Raw genomic sequence first — 17,345 nt, 5'->3', positions numbered from 1 at the left:
AAGGACCACGCATGACTACCACAGCTCTCCAAGACTACGTTCCGGAAGAAGAGTGGCCGCCCGTCTCCACCATGGTGGACGGATTTGGCGACCAGACGCTGCCTGCCTCGCCTGCACTGGTCAATACGAAGATCTCCCAGGAAACACCTGACGGTTCCCGCATCGAATACGCGTTCCAGACCCCGAATACCCTCTCCTGGTCGGAAGGAAGTTCGGGAGGGACTGCCGCCTATAAGGCGATTGAGGCCCGCGAGGGCATTTTCATTATCGACTTCGTCCGCGGACAGGCTGCCGACGCCGAAAATGTCACCATCATCTTTGATCGCACCAACGGTGCGCTCACCACGGCCGTCTCCAAGTTCACCACATCCAAGGGGACCGTGCGCGCCTCAACGGGCTTCACGCATACGAACATCAACGGACACCCCACGGTGCACCAACGATCGTCGGCACTCGTAGGTAAGCGGATCTTCTACCGCTACAGCGACGTCGAATCCTACGAGCACATCTACCTGAACCAAGGCACCTTCACATGGCACTGCGTCCGCGGTGGGGAGGCCGGGTTGGCTGACACGGATCGCTGCATGGTGTGGGACGTTGCGGAGGATTTGTACATCTTCTTTTGGACCGAAAAGGTCATGACCGTGGAAGCGGTGCTCCTGATAGACCTCCGCGAAAAACGATCTATTGGGCGCATGTTCGGGTGGGACAATCCAACCGGGGAACCGGTTAGCCTGCCGTTCGATTCAAGGCTCAGCATCCTGAACACCACCAACTACCCACAGGACACGCGCAAGCGTTGAGCGTGGTTCCCGATGACAGGAGTACACCATGGCCCAAGTTTTTCACGCCCACCTCGACCACACAGGCTTCGACTCTTTTGAGCTTGGAAGCGTCCAATGGCTCCGCCGTCCCGGTGATGACGGCAACGATTCGCTCAGCAGCGGTATCTGGAAAGTCACCCCTGAGCAAGCGCCTGAGCCGTTCGACCTCCCCATCGACCAGGACGAAACCATTTACATCATTTCGGGCCACCTCCGCATCGATGTCAAGGGTGGCGAGACCTTCGAACTCACCGCAGGTTCCATGGCGTCCCTGTCCAAAGGCGCCATGACGCGATGGGCGGTCCTTGAGCCCACTGTCGAATTCTTCGTTTACAGCTAGGAGCCAGCGCGTGGAGACTTCCGAGGTACTGATCATTGGTGCCGGGTTCGCGGGACTCACCGCGGCCCGCGAGCTGTCACGGCGCGGTCACACCACCACCGTGCTGGAGGCCAGAGATAGGATTGGCGGCCGAACCTATCTGGAGGAACGCCTCGGGCGCGACCTCGAGTTGGGAGGAACCTGGGTGCATTGGACCCAGCCCTATGTCTGGGCAGAGCTGGGGCGGTACGGGATCCCGGCCGTCCCTGGACCGGATTTCACCAAGGCTTTCTGGGTGGCCGATGGCCTGCGGCGCGAGGGGCCCGCTGAGCAGTTGACGGAGTTGCTCGATGCTCCCAACCGAACGCTCTTGGCTGACTCCCGCCGCTATTTCCCGCTGCCTTGGCAACCGCTGACCAACCCGGAGGTGCTCGACATTGACGGGATCACGCTCTCCGAGGCCATTGACAGGCTTGCCCTCCCCGAGGATCAGCGGCAACTGCTGAGGTCCTTCTGGACGCTGAACTTCAATGGCAGGCTTGACGAGGCCGCGTATACGCAGGCGTTGCGTTGGTGCGCGGTAGCCAGTGGCGATTGGCAGCTCATGTTTGAAGCATGTGCCAGTTTCAAGATCGAAGGGGGCACCCGTCGCTTGATAGATGCGATCCTCGCTGACTCAAGGGCGGAGCTACGGCTGAACCAACAGGTCGTCTCGGTTCGACAGGACCGCGATGAAGTGCGCGTTACAACCACGTGCGGAAAGACTTACGCAGCACGGCAACTCATTCTCGGCCTGCCTCTGAGCGTGTTGAACGATATCGACATCCAGCCGCCCCTGTCCCCTGTAAAAAGGGAAGCAGCGGCGAAAGGCCAAGCGGGCCGCGGTGCCAAACTGTGGATCACGGTGAAGGGTTGCCACGAACGCTTCGTTGCCCTTGGGCCGGAGACAGGCGCCTTGAACTTCCTCCAGGTCGAGTACATCGACGACGAATCCACCACCTTGGTGGGGTTCGGTCCCGACGCCGCGGCCGTGGACGTGGATGATGTCGCCGCAGCTCAACGGCATGTGGACGCACTGGTCCCAGGCCTGGAAGTGCTGGAAGTAGCTGGGCACGACTGGGTTGCGGACCAGTTTGCCCAGTCCACGTGGCCCATGCATTACACGGGCTACCTCACAAACTGTTTGACCGAGCTTCAACGCCCCGAGGACCGGATACACCTTGCCGGCTCGGACTACGCCAACGGGTGGGGCGGCTTCATTGACGGCGCCATCGAGAGCGGAATCGACGCTGCCCGCCACGTGGAAGCCGAGCTGCTCATGGAGGCGCGCTTACGGGACCAGGAGCACTTACGGGACCAGGAGTTAGTGCAAAAGCCTAGCTGAGCTGGGCGGCGTTGCTGAGGGCGTGCGGCGGTCGGAGGAGCCCGGGCGTGTGTGCCTCAGCGGGATCATTGCCGAGCCGGATGATGTGGTTATCTGCACCCACGTGAACGACCTTGGGTTGGTAGGCCCTGGCTTCCTCCGTGGTCATCTCGGCATAGGTAATGAGGATGACAGTGTCGCCGACATGGACCATGTGGGCGGCAGCACCGTTGATACCGATCACGCCGGTGCCGCGCTCACCCGCAATGGTGTAGGTCTCCAGACGGGCGCCATTGGTCACATCCACGATGGATACAAGCTCGCCGGGAAGGATGTCGGCCGCCTCCAAGAGGTCCAGATCGACGGTGACGGAGCCGACGTAGTGGAGGTCGGCATGGGTCACCGTTGCGCGGTGGATCTTGGACTTGAACATTGTGCGGATCATAATGCCTACAGTTTAGCGCGGCACCCTGTTCCAGCGCTGTGACGGATCTGACGTTCAGCACCGTGGAACGTACAACACTGCGGCGTCTGCCGCCCCTGGTTGGGTCGCTACAGCGCGTAGATGCTCCACGAGGCCGTGTGCTCGGCACCCGGCGCCAGCCGGATCAGGTCCGTGCCGCTATTGAACACATCCGGCGGACACGTCATCGGCTCCACGGCCAGCCCAATCCGGCTCGGAATTGGTGCCGGTTTGTCTGCCGTATGGATCTGAAGCCACGGGCAGCTTTGGTCCCAGGACATTCCGACGCCGGTTCCCGCCGGGTCCCGTACGGAAAGGCGGGCCAGGCCGCCGTCGAACGTGATGTCCGTGAAGGCATGGTCGATCTCGGTGGCTCCGATGGCACGCGGGGAACGGAAATCGAACTCGTGGCCCTGCACCGGAGCCAGCGAAACAGGCAGGAGCCTATCCGGCGTGACCTCAAGGAAGGTGTCAGCAGCGAACTCCAGCACCCACTCATCCAAGGGTGAGGACCCGGCGACGAGGTACGGGTGCGGGCAGACACCGTAGGGAGCGGTGACGTCGGCTGCGTTGCGGGCCGTGACGGACGCGTGCAGCCCGGTTTCGTCGAGCACGTAGCTGGCCGAGAGCTCAAGCACGAACGGATAGCCCGTGGTCGGCCCCACAGTGCACGACAACGTGAGCGACGCGGCGTCGGACTCCTTCAAGGTCCAGTCGAGGGCGAAGGCCAGCCCATGCAAGGCGGTGCCGCGCTCGGGTTCGTTGACCGGCGCATGGTGCTCGACGCCGTCGAAAATGTACTTCCCGTCCTTGATCCGGTTCGGCCACGGCGCGGCGATGATGCCGCGAAAATCCGGGATCGGACCGCCGACCGGGAACGGAACCACAAGGTCCCGTCCCTCAAACTGCAACACCCGCAAGGCAGCCGCGTGGGCGGTCACAACAGCCGTGTAACCGCCCGCGCTCAGCGTAAATTCGGGGCTCACAGGCCGCCGGCCAGCTTGTAGTAGGCGGCGTTCCAAGCGAGTTCCTTTTTGAACTGTTTGATGGTGGTGTCCTCATCAATGGTGAGAAGTTCGGTCTTTGCGATTTCGGCGAAGTCCTCGAACACCTCCAGGCCCACCTGCGTTGACAACACCGTGTGGTGTGCCGCACCGGCGGTCAGCCACGCTGCGGCCGAGGTGGAGAAGTTGGGTTTGGGCTCCCAGAGCGCTCGGGCCACGGGCAGGTTGGGCAGCGGCTGGTCGAGGTCGACGACGTCCACGGCGTTCGCGACCAGACGGAACCTATCGCGCATATCGGACAGCGCGACGACGACGCCGGGGCCGGCATCGGTGTCAAACACCATGCGAACGGGATCTTCCTTGCCGCCGATGCCCAGCGGGTGGATCTCCACGCGCGGCTTCTTCGCTGTCAGGGAGGGGCAGACCTCCAGCATGTGGGCACCGAGGATCTTCTCCGAGCCCGGCTCCAGATGGTAGGTGTAGTCCTCCATGAGCGAGGCACCGCCGGGCAGGCCCGAGCCCATGACCTTCGCGGCGCGGACCAGGATAGCGGTCTTCCAGTCCCCTTCGGCGCCGAATCCGTATCCATCGGCCATGAGGCGCTGCACGGCCATTCCGGGGAGCTGGCGCAACTCACCGAGGTCCTCGAAGGAGGTGGTGAACGCGGCCGAGCCGTTCGCTTCGAGGAAGCTGCGCAGGCCGAGTTCAATGCGGGCGCTGTAGCGGAGCGATTCGTGGCGGGTACCGCCTGCTTTTAGCTCGTCAGCCACGTCGTAGAGGCGCTCGTACTCGGCGACCAAGGCGTCGACGTCGGACTCTGCAGCGCCGTGGACGGCGTCGGCGAGCTCGTTGACGGACCAGGTGTTCACCGAAACACCGAAGCGCAGCTCGGCCTCGGTCTTGTCGCCTTCGGTGACGGCGACGTTGCGCATGTTGTCACCGAAGCGGGTCAGTTTCAGGCTGCGTACGGCGGCCCATCCGGCGGAGGCGCGCTGCCACGCGCCCACTTGACGGGCCACGTCCGGATTGCTGACATGCCCGACGACGGTCTTCCGCGGCACGCCGAGGCGCGACTGGATGTAACCGAATTCCCGGTCACCATGGGCCGCCTGATTGAGGTTCATGAAGTCGAAGTCGATGTCCGCCCACGGCAAGTCCCTGTTGGCCTGGGTGTGCAGGTGCAGCAGCGGCTTGCGCAGTGCGTCCAAGCCTTGGATCCACATCTTGGCCGGGCTGAAGGTGTGCATCCACGCCGTTACGCCGATGACGGCATCGTTTGAATTCGCTTCCAGCGCGGTGCGGCGGATGGCATCGGAATCGGTGAGCACCGGCTTCCAGACCAGCTTGACCGGTACGTCGCTGGCGGCGTTCAACGCGTTGGCGATCTCTTGGGACTGCGCTGCGACTTGCTTAAGGACATCTTCACCGTAGAGGTGCTGGCTGCCGGTGAGGAACCAGACTTCGTACTGCTCCAGCGAAGTGTTGTTGGCGGCAGTCTTGTTGGGCATGGGGTGCTCCTGGAGTGTGGGGGTGTTCGGCTTGCTGTACGGTTGCTGGCTGTTCAGTGTTGGTTTCTTCAGTGCGCTAGCGGCCGTAGACGTTTTGGTAGCGGTCGTACAGGGACTCGATCTGGGCTTGATTGATCGGTAGCGGATCGCCGAGTTGGCGGGATACGTGGACTGTCTTGGCCACTTCCTCGCACATCACGGCGGCTTTGACGGCGGCGCGGGCGTCCTTGCCAATGGTGAATGGGCCGTGGTTTTGCATAAGTACAGCGGGGGAGTTGGAGCCCTTAAGTGTTGCCACGATGCCCTGGCCGATCGAGTCGTCTCCGATCAACGCAAACGGTCCCACCGGGATGGGCCCACCAAATTCGTCGCCCATCATGGTGAGTACGCACGGGATTTCTTCTCCCCGGGCCGCCCACGCTGTGGCATAGGTCGAGTGCGTGTGGACCACGCCGCCAACCTCGGGCATGTGCCGGTAAACGTAGGCATGCGCCGCTGTGTCCGAGGACGGCGACAGGTCCGGGTTTCCCCAATCCACAGTTCCGTTGCTGCCCGTGTTGATGCCGCGGACAGGGGTGCCGTAGAGGTCGGTGACAACCATCGATTCCGGGGTGAGCTCCGCGTAGGAGATGCCCGAGGGTTTGATGACCATCAGGTCGTGTCCCGGGATCCGAGCGGAAACGTTCCCTGCCGTCCAGACCACGAGCTCGTAACGCGTCAGTTCGGCGTGAAGCTCGCAAACTTCCTTGCGAACCCTTGTGATGGTGTCCAGCAACGCGCTCATTTGGTGGCTCCTTCCAAGGAGTTGACTTGGTCCCCTGAGCTGCCGGATGCTGGGCTGTCGGATGCTGAGCTGCCAGGTCCTGAGCTGTTAGATGCTGGGCTGTTAGATGCAGCGTGGCCGAGTGCCGCCCCTTGGATTGCTGTGCGCTGGATTGCCTTGAGGCGGTGCATGACGTTGTTCCCCCCGCGGCCGAAGTAGTCGTGGAGGGCTTTGTATTCCTGGAACAAGACCTCGTAAGCTGCGACATTTTCGGGGATGGGCGTGTACACAGCTCCCGGCGCAGCGGACATGGACGCAGCGGCTTCCCTGATGTCCTTGTACTTCCCGGCGGCCACTGCGGCGTGGATGGCAGAGCCGAGGGCAGGGCCTTGTTCGGATCCGATGGTGGAAAGCTGCAGCCCGGTGACGTCCGAGTAGACCTGCATCAGGAACTTGTTCTTCAGGAGTCCGCCGGCCACGATGAACTCCTTCACCGGGACGCCGGAGTCGCGGAAGGCATCCACGATGGTCCGCGTCCCGAATGCCGTGGCTTCCAGCAGGGCGCGGTAGGTGTCTTCGGGCTTAGTGGCCAGTGTTTGCCCCACCACCACTCCGGACAGCTCGTGGTCAACCAGCACCGAGCGGTTGCCTGAGTGCCAGTCCAAGGCGATCAGGCCGTGCTCCCCGATTGCTTGCCTCTGGGCGAGTTCGGTCAAGTATTCGTGGATGCCCTGGCCCTGTTCGGCGGCGGCCTGGTGGTACTGGGGCGGGACTCCGTTCTTCGTGAACCAACCGAAGATGTCCCCGACGCCGGATTGGCCGGCTTCGTAACCCCACAGCCCGTCCACGATGCCGCCGTCGACAACGCCGCACATGCCCGGGACCTCACGCAGGACGTCGCCGTTCATCACATGGCAGGTGGATGTGCCCATGATGGCGACCAGTTGCCCGGGCTCCACTGCGTTGGCCGCCGGGGCGCTGACGTGCGCGTCCACGTTGCCCACGGCTACTGCGATTCCAGCAGGAAGGCCCGTCCACGCGGCTGCTTCTTCGGTCAGGTAGCCGGCCGCGTCACCCAAGCGGCCGATGGTGTGTTCGAGTTTCGCGCTGACAAAGTCCTTGAAATCCGGGTTGAGGGCTGCCAGGAATTCGTCCGACGGGTAATGACCGTCTTGGTAGATGCCTTTGTAGCCAGCCGTGCACGCGTTGCGCACATAGCTTCCACACAGCTGCCAGACGATCCAGTCTGCTGCCTCCACCCAGTGGTCCATGGCCCCGTAGACTTCCGGATCCTCTTCGAGGAGCTGCAGGCCTTTGGCGAACTCCCATTCGGAGGAAATCAGGCCACCGTAGCGGGGGAGCCAGGACTCGCCGCGTTCCTCGGCGAGCTGGTTGATCCGGTCGGCCTGCGGCTGGGCTGCGTGGTGGCGCCAGAGCTTCACGAATGCGTGCGGACGGTCCGCGAAGCGTTCCAGTTCGTTCAGCGGCGTGCCGTCCGCCGTCGTCGGAACCATGGTGCACGCGGTGAAGTCGGTAGCAATGCCCACCACCGCGGCCGGGTCAATTCCAGCGTCGACGACGGCGGCCGGGACCGCGTTGCGGAGAACGTCGCGGTAATCCTCGGGTACTTGCAGGGCCCAGTCGGCCGGGAGCCGCCGGCCGGTACCGGGGAGCTTTTCAGTCACGACGGCGTGCGGGTACTCGAACACACCGCTGCCGAGTTCGGCGCCGTCCGAGACCCGTACCACGACGGCGCGTCCGGACAGCGTCCCGTAATCCACGCCAATCACATATTGCTGGTCAAGCGGGAGGTTTTCAAAGGTATTCATGGGTCTCCATCCGGCTGGCCAGGGCCTCATTGCCGGGGGTTGGGGTGGAAAACTACACTAGGTCTGATGCAATTGTTAGCGCTCACAACTTTGATGTCAAGAGCGGGCTCTTCGGTCAGGGATGCTTGCGACGCCGGTGTGGCGCGGGTCTACTTAATTCGAGAACGCCGCCGTGGTGGAACGGACCACCAAGTAGGGCTCCACCGTGACTGCCGGCCGAGGGTCCCCGCCCTCGAGTCGTTCCACCAGTAAGTCGATGGACCTGCGCCCCAGTTCTTCGAAGTCCTGGGCAACCGTGGTCAGCGGCGGGATGAAGTAGGCCGATTCAGGTTGATCGTCGAAGCCCACAACGCTGATGTCGGACGGTACCTGCACACCTGACTCGTGGAAGGCACGCAGGACGCCCAACGCCATTTGGTCATTGGCTACGAAAAGCGCCGTCACAGTCCGCTCCTGCGCGATACTCAAACCCGCCCGGTAGCCGCATTCGGCGCTCCAATCGCCTTCGATCATGGCGCCGGGTTCCAGGCCCGCTTCGGTCACGGCATCCCGCCAACCGTCGATCCGAGCTGCCGCGTCGATCCAATCGGCGGGACCGGAGAGGTGCCCAATCCGGGTGTGTCCCAGCTCCACAAGGTGCTCTACGGCCAGGCGCGCCCCTTGGCGTTGGTTAACCATGGCTCCGCTGAGGCGTTCATCTCCGGCTGAGCCCACGGCAACGAGCGGCACATGCGCGGTCACATCCTGGAGGACCTCAAAAGTGCCCGGGTGCGGAACGATCACCACGATCCCATCCACGCCCTGATCCATGAAATGGGCGATCGCGTCTTTGATGGAAGCCGGTGTTACCTCCCGCAAGCTGGCGATGCTGACGAAATATCCGGAGTCCCTCGCCGCCTGCTGGACACCAAGGAGGGTGCGGGAAGGACCATACTGGGCCATTTCGCTTCCTAGGACGCCTATGGTTTGGGAGCGCCGCGTCACCAGGCTCCGCGCGGCAGTGTTTCGCCGATATCCGAGCTCAGTGATGGCTTGTTCCACGCGCTCACGTGTGGTGGAGCTGACGTTGGGATGGTTGTTGAGCACCCGGGACACGGTCTGGTGGGAGACGCCGGCCACGCGGGCAACATCCTCCATCACGGGTGGCCGGCCTTGTGCGGATTGTTCAGTGCTCACCCTGTCACGATAGAGCACTGGCGACGCCGATCAGCTCATCGCTGCGCGAGTGGCACACTGCCGATACCTCGTCAGGAAAGGGGCAGGCCCATCCGCGGGCGCCGGCACTACTTCCGTGCCCTCGATGGGCCATTCGGGGAACCGGCCTTCGAGAACGCCGGCAGCCTGACGTGCCGCTCCATTCGCAACGTACTCGCCGGGTTCAGGAACGAATACCGGCAATTGGAAGGCGGTCGCAGCAACATGCTGCACTGCCGGTGATTGGGCCCCGCCGCCCACCAGGACGACGCGACGCGCCGAGACCCCCTGGGCCTGCAACGCGGCCAGCCCGTCCGCCAAGGAACAGACCACGCCCTCGACGGCGGCCCGGGCAAGGTTGGCCCGTGTGTAATTAGAGAGTGTGATGCCGTGCAAGGAGCCGGTTGCGTTCGGCAGGTTCGGTGTCCTCTCTCCCTCGAAATAGGGGATGAGTGTCAGCCCCTCTGCTCCCTCCGGGGCGGTCAACGCCAGCTCGCTGAGTTCGGGCAGGTCCACGCCCAGCAGTGCCGCTGTCGCATCAAACACCCGGGTGGCGTTGAGCGTGCAGGCCAGTGGCAAGTAATGGCCGGTGGCGTCAGCGAAACCTGCCACCAATCCGGTCGCATCCTTTGAAGGAACATCGGATACAGCGAACACTGTCCCCGAGGTGCCGATGGAAATCACGACATCGCCAACGCCCGCGCTCACGCCCAGAGCTGCGGCAGCGTTGTCCCCGGCGCCTGGCCCTATCAGTGCACCGGACGGCATTTTCCCGGCAACGTCCAACGGCCCCGCAACGGTGGGCAGCGCCGGCACGTGTCCGAGTGTGCTTTCGAGGACCTGGGGTAGGTACTCGCCCGAAGAAGCCGCATGGTAGCCCGTTCCTGAGGCGTCCGAACGATCAGTCCGGAGGAGGCCCAGCGACGACGGCCCAGTGCCAGGTCCGTGGCCAGCGAGCCGCCAGGAGAGCCAATCGTGGGGGAGGCATACTGCGGCGGTCCGGGCTGCGTTCTCCGGCTCGTGGCGCGCAAGCCACCGGAGTTTCGTGGCCGTCAAGGAAGCTACGGGCACTGTCCCTGTCCTGGCCGCCCAATGCTCGGCCCCAGCCTTGGCGTTGCCGTTCCCGGCCTCCACTATCAATTCTTCGGCGTCGCCTGCCGATCGGGTGTCGTTCCATAGCAGGGCGGGCCTGACTACCTCGCCGGACTCGTCCAGGCACACCATGCCGTGCTGCTGGCCGCCCACTGAAACGGCCTCGACGTCGTCCAGGCCGCCCGCCTGGGAAATGGCTTCCTGCAGGGCGGTCCACCAGTGATCCGGGTGGATCTCTGTGCCGTCGGGATGGGAAGCCCGGCCCTGACGCACCAGGGCACCGGTGTCAGAGTCCCGGATGACGACTTTGCAGGACTGTGTGCTGCTGTCGATTCCTGCTACAAGGGGCATGAATTTTCCTTTGGCGGACCGTCACCGGCCGTGCCGGGTGAAGTTGGCGCGGCCGGTGACGGCGTGAGGGTGGGGTGTGGTTTAGCGGGCGCCGAGCAGGTGCTCGATGGCCAGCTGGTTGAGGCGCACAAAGGCGAACGAACGTTCGGCGGCCTTGTCGGCGTCGAACGTGTCGAAGGCGCTGGCGTCTGCAAGCAGGTCCGCCGTGGTCTCCCCGGCGTTCAGCGTGGGTTCGCCCAGTTCGAAGACGCCAGATGCGGCGAGGGCTTCCTGGACGTCCGAATCGGCGCGGAATGCCAGGGCGCGTTCCTTCAGGAGGAGATACATGGACATGTTCGCCTTGGCGGATTCCCACACGCCGTCGTAACCATCCGTGCGCGAGGGCTTGTAGTCGAAGTGGCGGGGACCATCGTACTTAGGTCCGCCATTGGGGAAGCCGTTTTCGAGCAGGTCCACGGTGAAGAAGGCGCTGGTGAGATCGCCGTGGCCGAACACAAGGTCCTGATCGTATTTGATGCCGCGCTGGCCATTGAGGTCGATGTGGAAGAGCTTGCCCGCCCACAGGGCCTGGGCAATGCCGTGGGTGAAGTTCAGCCCCGCCATCTGCTCGTGGCCGGTCTCGGGGTTCAGGCCGACGATGTCTCCGTGTTCCAGCTGGGCGATGAACGCAAGGCCGTGGCCGACGGTGGGCAGGAAGATATCACCACGGGGCTCGTTCGGCTTCGGTTCAAGGGCAATCCTCAGGCCGTAGCCCTTTTCCTTGATGTAGCCAGCGGCGGTGTCAACGCCTTCCCGCATCCGGTCCAGGGCGGCAGAGAGATCCTTGGACCCGTCATATTCGCTGCCTTCGCGGCCGCCCCACATGACGAAGGTGTCTGCACCAAGCTCTGCTGCCAAGTCGATGTTCCGCAGGATTTTGCTGAGTGCGAAGCGCCGAACCGAGCGGTCGTTCGACGTGAAACCGCCGTCCTTGAACACGGGGTGGCTGAACAGGTTAGTGGTGACCATGGGAACTTTCAGGCCCGTCTCCGCCAACGCACCCTTGAAGTTCTTGAGGATAAGGTCGCGTTCGGACGCGCTGGCATCAAACGGAATGAGGTCGTTGTCGTGGAAAGTGATGCCGTAAGCACCGAGTTCGCTCAGCTTGTGGACGGCTTCCACTGGATCCAAAGCGGCTCGGGTGGCGACACCGAAGGGATCCGCACCGGTCCAGCCGACGGTCCAGAGGCCGAAAGTGAAGCGATCCTGCGGGGTTGGCTGCGGGGACATGAATTGCTCCTTTGCAAAGCAGGGGAAGGGTGAAAAACCTTGGGATTTAGTTTTCAATCTGAACTATATGGCTGATAATGGATCATGGTCAATAGGCGATGACCACATCGCCGAAACAGCCAAGCGCGCCGGAACAGCCGAGCATGCGAACGTCCGGATCGTGCTAACAGCAAGGAGGGTGCGCCGTGAATGAACCAGCAGCGCCCAATGCGCCCGGCCGGGTGGGGGACGTCCGCCGTCGAAACCTGTCATTGGTGCTGGACTCCATTGCCCGCACGGGCGATTCGAAGCCAAGCCGGGCGCAGTTAGCCGCCGGAACGGGGCTGACCAAGGCCGCAGTGTCCAGCCTTGTCGCGGACCTCGTCGAATCCGGACTGGTCGCGGAGGTAGGCCTCTACCGCGACGGCGAGCGTGGGCGCCCAGGGCAAGGCCTTGAGCTCAGTTCCCGACGGGGCGTGGTGGGCATGGAGATCAATGTGGATTACTTGTCGGTCGGCTTGGTGGACCTTGCAGGAAACCTCAGGTTTTCAGCCAGCATCGAATCACGGAACCGCGGGCTGGCTCCAGACGCTGTCATGGCCCGTCTGGCCGGATTGGCAGCCGAGGCAAGGGCGGCCGCCGACGCCGAAGGCATCAGCATCATGGGAGGCGGTCTCGCCGTGCCTGGCCTTGTGGATGAGCAACGCGGCATCGTCCTGTCAGCCCCCAACTTGCACTGGCAGTACGAAAGATTGGATCCCCAGGCCTTGTTGGACGGTGCGCCCCTGGGTGTCAGGTTGTCCAATGAGGCCAATAGCGCCGCGCTCGGCGAGCTTTGGTACGGCGGGGGGCGGCCGGACTTCCTTTATGTCTCGGGCGAGGTTGGGGTCGGTGGGGGAGTCGTCATCGGGTCCGAGCTTTACACGGGCCCCGGCGGCAATGCGGGCGAGCTCGGGCATATGGTGGTTCACCCGGATGGGCCGCCCTGTTCCTGCGGAGGCGCCGGCTGCCTGGAAACCTTTGCAGGCCAAGAGGCCATCTTCCAAGCTGCCGGCATCGCCGAAGGCTCCTTCAAGGAACGGACCGAGCTGCTGCTGCGCGCCCTTGACGACGGAACCCCGGCTGCGTCCAAGGCAGTGGACGACGCCGGCCGGTACTTGGGCGTGGCGCTCGCCTCTGCTGCCCGCCTGATGGATGTGCAGGCGATCGTCCTCGGAGGCCATTTTGCGGTGTTGGGACAGTGGCTGATGCCCGCGCTGGCCGGTAGCCTCGAGCGACACGCTCCGGGGCTTCTGGATCCCAAGAACCTCACCGTATCCGGGCTGGAGCACTCCGGAACGCTCCTGGGCGCAGCTGGCCAGGTCATTCGTTCGGTCATCGAATCACCCTTTGAGTTCCTGTTGGCTGCCAAGCTCGCTTAGCCGGACTGGATCCGCTGATTCGGAAGGCGCTCGAGGTAAAACGGCGTGGATGCTTCCCATGGATTCATCAGGATGCTTAGTATTGAGGGGTCAGTTGTTCGCGCAAACTACCCCAACGGACGAGTGCCCCATGACATCACAAGACTCAGCCCAAACCAGCACGGCGAAGGCGCAGACCGCTCCTTCACCCGATGATTCCCGCAAGGCCGATGGTCCCACGGACCTCACCAAGCCCACGTGGATGTACATTGCCAAGCGGACCTTGCGTGAGTTCAGCAAAGACCAGTGCCCCGACGCTGCTGCCGGGCTCACCTACTATGCCGTCCTCTCGCTTTTCCCTGCGCTCCTGGCGCTGGTGTCCCTGTTGGGACTCTTCGGAAACGCCCAAAAAACCACGTCGTCATTGCTGGACATCGTCCAGCAATTCGCGCCGGGACCCGGGCTGGACGCCATGCGTAAGCCCATTGAGGAGTTGACCACCTCCAACGCGGCGGGATTCGCCTTGGTGTTGGGCATTCTGGTGGCGCTGTGGTCAGCGTCGGGTTATGTGACGGCGTTCAGCCGGGCGATGAACCGCGTGTACGAAGTTGATGAGGGCCGCGGCTTCATCAAGCTCCGTGGCACCATGCTTGCCGTTACCGTCGTCGCGGTTGTTGGTGCCGCCCTCGTCGCCGCCATGCTGGTCCTCACAGGACCTGTGGCCGAATCGATCGGTAAAGCCATCGGCATGTCTGAAGGGTTCCTGACTGTATGGAACATAGCCAAGTGGCCCGTACTCGTCGTATTGGTGGTCATCATCATCGCGGTCTTGTTCTACTTCACCCCCAACGTCAAGCAGCCCAAGTTCCGTTGGATGAGCATGGGGTCCCTGATCGCCCTGGTCATCTTCGCCTTGGCGTCACTTGGCTTCGGCTTCTATGTTGCCAATTTCGGCAATTACAACAAGACCTACGGGGCCTTGGCCGGGGTCATCATCATGCTTTTGTGGCTCTGGATCCTCAACATGTCGCTCCTCTTCGGTGCCGAATTCGACGCCGAAATGGAACGCGGCCGCGAGCTGCAGTCAGGCATCGAAGCCGAAGAGAGCCTCCAGTTGCCTCCGCGCGGTACCAAGCGGAGTGACAAGGCGCAGAAGAAGGAAGAAGAAGGCATCCGTGCAGGTGAAGAACTCCGCGAGTCGCACCGGGACTGAAACCGGCGCAAGCCAGGAAGGCCGCTAACGGTGAAGCAGGAGACTCAAAACAAGAAACTCAAGAGCATCAAGAACGGCGATCGGGTTGCCATCCGTGGCGAAGTGTTCCAGGTCAGTTCGGTGCGGCCACAAGCAGACTCGCACAATATCCAGCTGGAGTTGCAAGGGAACGACGGCGGCTCGGTCACCGTAATAGGGGTCCCGGGGGCTAGAGTCTCCTTGGCTGCAACGCCCTGATTGAGCGGAGGGGCCTGGCCGGTGAGCGGACTGGCTTGCGGTGGGCGGACGGGCTCCCTGGGCTAAGTCGACTTGCTCAGGGTGCGTCCCATGATGGCTTGGGTCAGTGCGTCGATCACCTCAGCGTTCGCCAACGGATTTCGGATCAAGGTGAAATCGACGTCACCTACTGGTGGCAGTCCGAAGCGCTGAGTGATCACTTTCAAGTCCTCGGGAACCAGGGACGCCGGCATCACAGCCACTCCGATGCCGGCGCGCACCGCCGCCAGTACCCCACTGATCTGCTTGGTACTGCACGTGATCCGCCACGTCCTGCCCGCTGCCTCCAATGCGTCAATGGCCAGCTTCCGGCTGAGGCTGGGCGCGGGGTAGGCAATAAGCGGTACAGGGGCTCCCGGCTCCAACTGGGTCTGTTCAAGGCCGACCCAGGCAAAGTTGTCGTGCCGGACCACGGTCCCTTCCTTGGCTCCGGCGACCCACTTTACAAAGACCAGATCCAGCTGCCCGGCGTTGAGCCGCTTGTAGAGCTGATCGCTTTGGCTGACGGTGAGTTCCAGGTTGATCTGGGGGTAAAGCTGCCGGAATTCGCGCAGGATCCGGGGGAGTCCGGTGATGGCAAGATCGTCTGCCGTGCCGAAGCGGAGGCGGCCACGCATGGCCGATCCGGAAAAGTAGCGGGCTGCCGAGTCGTGGGCCGCCAGGATGTTCCGGGCAAAACCGGCCATGGCGTCGCCATTATCGGTGAGCCTGACCTCGCGGGTATCACGGGCGACGAGCGCACGTTTGGCTGCGGCTTCGAGCTTGCGGACATGCTGGCTGACGGTGGGCTGGGCCAGGCCGAGCCGCTCTGCTGCCTTAGTGAAACTCAGGGTCTCGGCGACGGCAAGGAAGGTGCGGAGCTGGACGGGTTCGAACACGGAACTCCTCGGAGGGGCCGGGATGGAAACTGCGCCGTACGGGAAGCGGTCATTGCGTTTCGCAATGCTAGTTATAGGCCTAATACGCTTCCATGATTGCTGCTGGCCACCATAGCGTTAATCACATCCCACCGAAACTCTCGATCCGAGGACTCCCTTTGGCACCCCCACCGCCTTCAGCGGCACATGTCAGCCAGCCCGTCGTCGATTCCCCGTCCGCCCGTCCCTTGCCGGAAACAAACCGGCCGGACACAAACCAGCCGGACACCGTCACCCAGCCACTCGCCGTCGTTGGCGAAAAGCTGCCGTGGCGGCACACGTTTATCTCCTTGAAGGTTCCCAATTTCAGGATCTTCGCAATCGGTCACTTCATTGCGGTGGTGGCCGTCTGGATGCAGCGCATCGCCCAGGACTGGATGGTGCTGCAGCTCTCAGGCTCCGTGACCGCCGTGGGGATCACTGTCGCCCTGCAGTTCGTTCCATCCCTGTTCTTGGGTCCTTGGGGCGGGATGATCGCCGATCGCTTCGCCAAACGCAAGATCCTCATCATGTGCCAATCGGCCGCAGCAGTCCTCGCGGCTGTGCTCGCAACGCTTTCCTTGACCCATCGCGTCGAGGTCTGGCACGTGTATGTGATTGCCTTTGTCCTTGGCTTCGTTACCGTCCTGGACCAACCGGCCCGGCAGGTCTTCGTGAACGAACTCGTGGGACCCAAGTATCTGCGCAACGCGATCAGCGTCAACAGCACAACATTCCAGCTGGGTGGGCTGATCGGACCAGCGGTGGCCGGTTGGCTGCTCACTGCAGTAGGTGCAGGGTGGGCTTTCGCGGCAAATGCAATTGCATGCTGCTCCACGGTGACCATGCTGATGCTCTTGCATAAGGACCAGCTCCACACCAGCCAACCGACGCCCCGCAAAAAGGGCATGCTGCGCGAAGGGCTGAACTACGCACTCAGCAAGCCCACCATCTACTGGCCGTGGCTGATGGCAGGATTCGTTGCTGTCTTCGCGATGAGCCTGCCGGTGTTGCTGGCCGCGTTCGCGGACCACGTGTACGACGCCGGTGCGGGCGGCTACGGACTACTGAACGCGATGGTTGCCCTGGGGGCGCTCACAGGAGCTGTTGCATCCACCCGGCGGCGGCAACTGCGGCTGCGTTCGGTGGTCGTGGCGGCCGGTTTGTATGGGCTGATGCTCTGCCTCTCGGGAGCCATGCCGTCCATGCCCTTGTTCAGCGCCACTATGGTCTTGGCTGGTTTCTGGTGCCTGATGTTCCTCACGGCGGCCAACCAAATGGTCCAGACGAGTTCCAACCTCAGCATTCGTGGGCGTGTCATGAGCCTCTACCTTGTGGTGCTCATTGGCGGCCAGGCCATTGGTGGTCCCATGATGGGCTGGCTGGCAGAACACGTCGGGCCGCACCTGGCGTTGTTTGTCGCAGGCGGGGTGCCGGCAATAGCGGCCGCCGTGGTCGCCGTCGTACTTGCCCGGAAGTCATCGCTGCATCTGGAAGTTGACCTCCGCGACAGGCGACGCGTGCTGCGCATTGTGGAGCGAAGGCAAGCGGCCTGATCGGGTGACCGGCCGGTCAAAAGCGAAAACCCCGGATCGCTTGATC

At 63.1% G+C, this 17,345-nt stretch carries 17 protein-coding genes; 8 read left to right on the top strand and 9 right to left on the bottom strand.

The features are described from left to right. The first annotated feature begins 11 nt into the window (after positions 1 to 11). The 3 genes from SB659_RS13935 to SB659_RS13925 are packed head-to-tail and all read left to right on the top strand — an operon-like array spanning position 12 to position 2,527. Complete coding sequence (locus tag SB659_RS13935; RefSeq protein WP_284978211.1) at positions 12 to 803, top strand: MoaF C-terminal domain-containing protein; 792 nt, start codon at positions 12 to 14, stop codon at positions 801 to 803. Positions 804 to 831: 28 nt separating this feature from the next. Beyond that, positions 832 to 1,164: a cupin domain-containing protein gene (locus SB659_RS13930; protein ID WP_284978210.1), complete on the top strand. Its 333-nt coding sequence runs from the start codon at positions 832 to 834 to the stop codon at positions 1,162 to 1,164. Between the two features lie 10 nt (positions 1,165 to 1,174). Then, complete coding sequence (locus SB659_RS13925) at positions 1,175 to 2,527, top strand: flavin monoamine oxidase family protein (RefSeq protein ID WP_410550781.1); 1,353 nt, start codon at positions 1,175 to 1,177, stop codon at positions 2,525 to 2,527. Here SB659_RS13925 and panD read toward each other — a convergent pair. The 8 genes from panD to xylA all read right to left on the bottom strand — a co-directional run bounded on the left by panD (position 2,520) and on the right by xylA (position 11,979). Next, positions 2,520 to 2,951 (bottom strand): aspartate 1-decarboxylase, encoded by a 432-nt coding sequence (gene panD / locus SB659_RS13920; RefSeq protein WP_284978208.1) that lies wholly within the window; start codon positions 2,949 to 2,951, stop codon positions 2,520 to 2,522. The genes SB659_RS13925 and panD overlap by 8 nt on opposite strands. Before the next feature lie 107 nt (positions 2,952 to 3,058). Further along, a complete protein-coding gene (locus tag SB659_RS13915) occupies positions 3,059 to 3,955 on the bottom strand; it encodes an aldose 1-epimerase family protein (RefSeq protein WP_410550780.1) in 897 nt (298 codons plus the stop codon). Continuing rightward, positions 3,952 to 5,481, bottom strand: coding sequence for an L-arabinose isomerase (araA, locus tag SB659_RS13910; protein ID WP_410550779.1), 1,530 nt, complete (start codon positions 5,479 to 5,481; stop codon positions 3,952 to 3,954). Before araA ends, SB659_RS13915 begins: the two co-directional genes overlap by 4 nt. 76 nt (positions 5,482 to 5,557) lie before the next feature. Continuing rightward, positions 5,558 to 6,265, bottom strand: coding sequence for an L-ribulose-5-phosphate 4-epimerase (locus tag SB659_RS13905; RefSeq protein ID WP_410550778.1), 708 nt, complete (start codon positions 6,263 to 6,265; stop codon positions 5,558 to 5,560). Next, positions 6,262 to 8,073 carry a ribulokinase gene (gene araB / locus SB659_RS13900; RefSeq protein WP_410550777.1) on the bottom strand — a complete coding sequence of 604 codons (1,812 nt, stop codon included), beginning with the start codon at positions 8,071 to 8,073 and terminating at the stop codon, positions 6,262 to 6,264. The genes SB659_RS13905 and araB overlap by 4 nt, the downstream gene beginning before the upstream one ends. A 153-nt stretch (positions 8,074 to 8,226) precedes the next feature. Then, complete coding sequence (locus tag SB659_RS13895) at positions 8,227 to 9,210, bottom strand: LacI family DNA-binding transcriptional regulator (protein ID WP_410550806.1); 984 nt, start codon at positions 9,208 to 9,210, stop codon at positions 8,227 to 8,229. A gap of 69 nt (positions 9,211 to 9,279) precedes the next feature. Beyond that, positions 9,280 to 10,710, bottom strand: coding sequence for a xylulokinase (gene xylB, locus SB659_RS13890; RefSeq protein WP_284978203.1), 1,431 nt, complete (start codon positions 10,708 to 10,710; stop codon positions 9,280 to 9,282). 81 nt (positions 10,711 to 10,791) lie between these two features. Continuing rightward, complete coding sequence (gene xylA / locus SB659_RS13885) at positions 10,792 to 11,979, bottom strand: xylose isomerase (protein ID WP_284978202.1); 1,188 nt, start codon at positions 11,977 to 11,979, stop codon at positions 10,792 to 10,794. Between the two features lie 67 nt (positions 11,980 to 12,046). On the opposite strand from xylA, the gene SB659_RS13880 reads away from it, so the two are divergent. From SB659_RS13880 to SB659_RS13865, 4 genes are all read left to right on the top strand, one after another. Further along, a complete protein-coding gene (locus SB659_RS13880) occupies positions 12,047 to 12,172 on the top strand; it encodes a hypothetical protein (RefSeq protein WP_410550776.1) in 126 nt (41 codons plus the stop codon). Continuing rightward, on the top strand, positions 12,165 to 13,379 hold the full coding sequence (locus tag SB659_RS13875; RefSeq protein ID WP_284978201.1) for an ROK family transcriptional regulator: 1,215 nt from the start codon (positions 12,165 to 12,167) through the stop codon (positions 13,377 to 13,379). The genes SB659_RS13880 and SB659_RS13875 overlap by 8 nt, the downstream gene beginning before the upstream one ends. A gap of 130 nt (positions 13,380 to 13,509) precedes the next feature. Then, positions 13,510 to 14,571 (top strand): YihY/virulence factor BrkB family protein, encoded by a 1,062-nt coding sequence (locus SB659_RS13870; protein ID WP_284978200.1) that lies wholly within the window; start codon positions 13,510 to 13,512, stop codon positions 14,569 to 14,571. 30 nt (positions 14,572 to 14,601) lie between these two features. Next, positions 14,602 to 14,808: a hypothetical protein gene (locus tag SB659_RS13865; protein ID WP_410550775.1), complete on the top strand. Its 207-nt coding sequence runs from the start codon at positions 14,602 to 14,604 to the stop codon at positions 14,806 to 14,808. A gap of 62 nt (positions 14,809 to 14,870) precedes the next feature. On the opposite strand, the gene SB659_RS13860 is transcribed toward SB659_RS13865, so the two are convergent. Continuing rightward, complete coding sequence (locus SB659_RS13860; RefSeq protein ID WP_284978198.1) at positions 14,871 to 15,725, bottom strand: LysR substrate-binding domain-containing protein; 855 nt, start codon at positions 15,723 to 15,725, stop codon at positions 14,871 to 14,873. A 158-nt stretch (positions 15,726 to 15,883) separates the two neighbouring features. Between SB659_RS13860 and SB659_RS13855 the strand changes: the two genes are divergently transcribed. Further along, entirely contained in the window at positions 15,884 to 17,299 is a 1,416-nt protein-coding gene (locus SB659_RS13855; protein WP_410550774.1) for an MFS transporter, read from the top strand. Positions 17,300 to 17,345 lie beyond the last annotated feature (46 nt).

This window comes from Arthrobacter sp. SIMBA_036 (assembly GCF_046535135.1).
Taxonomy (GTDB): Bacteria; Actinomycetota; Actinomycetes; order Actinomycetales; family Micrococcaceae; genus Arthrobacter.
The sequence above is the reverse complement of the archived record's forward strand: the minus strand, read 5'-3'. Positions and strand labels throughout refer to the sequence as shown.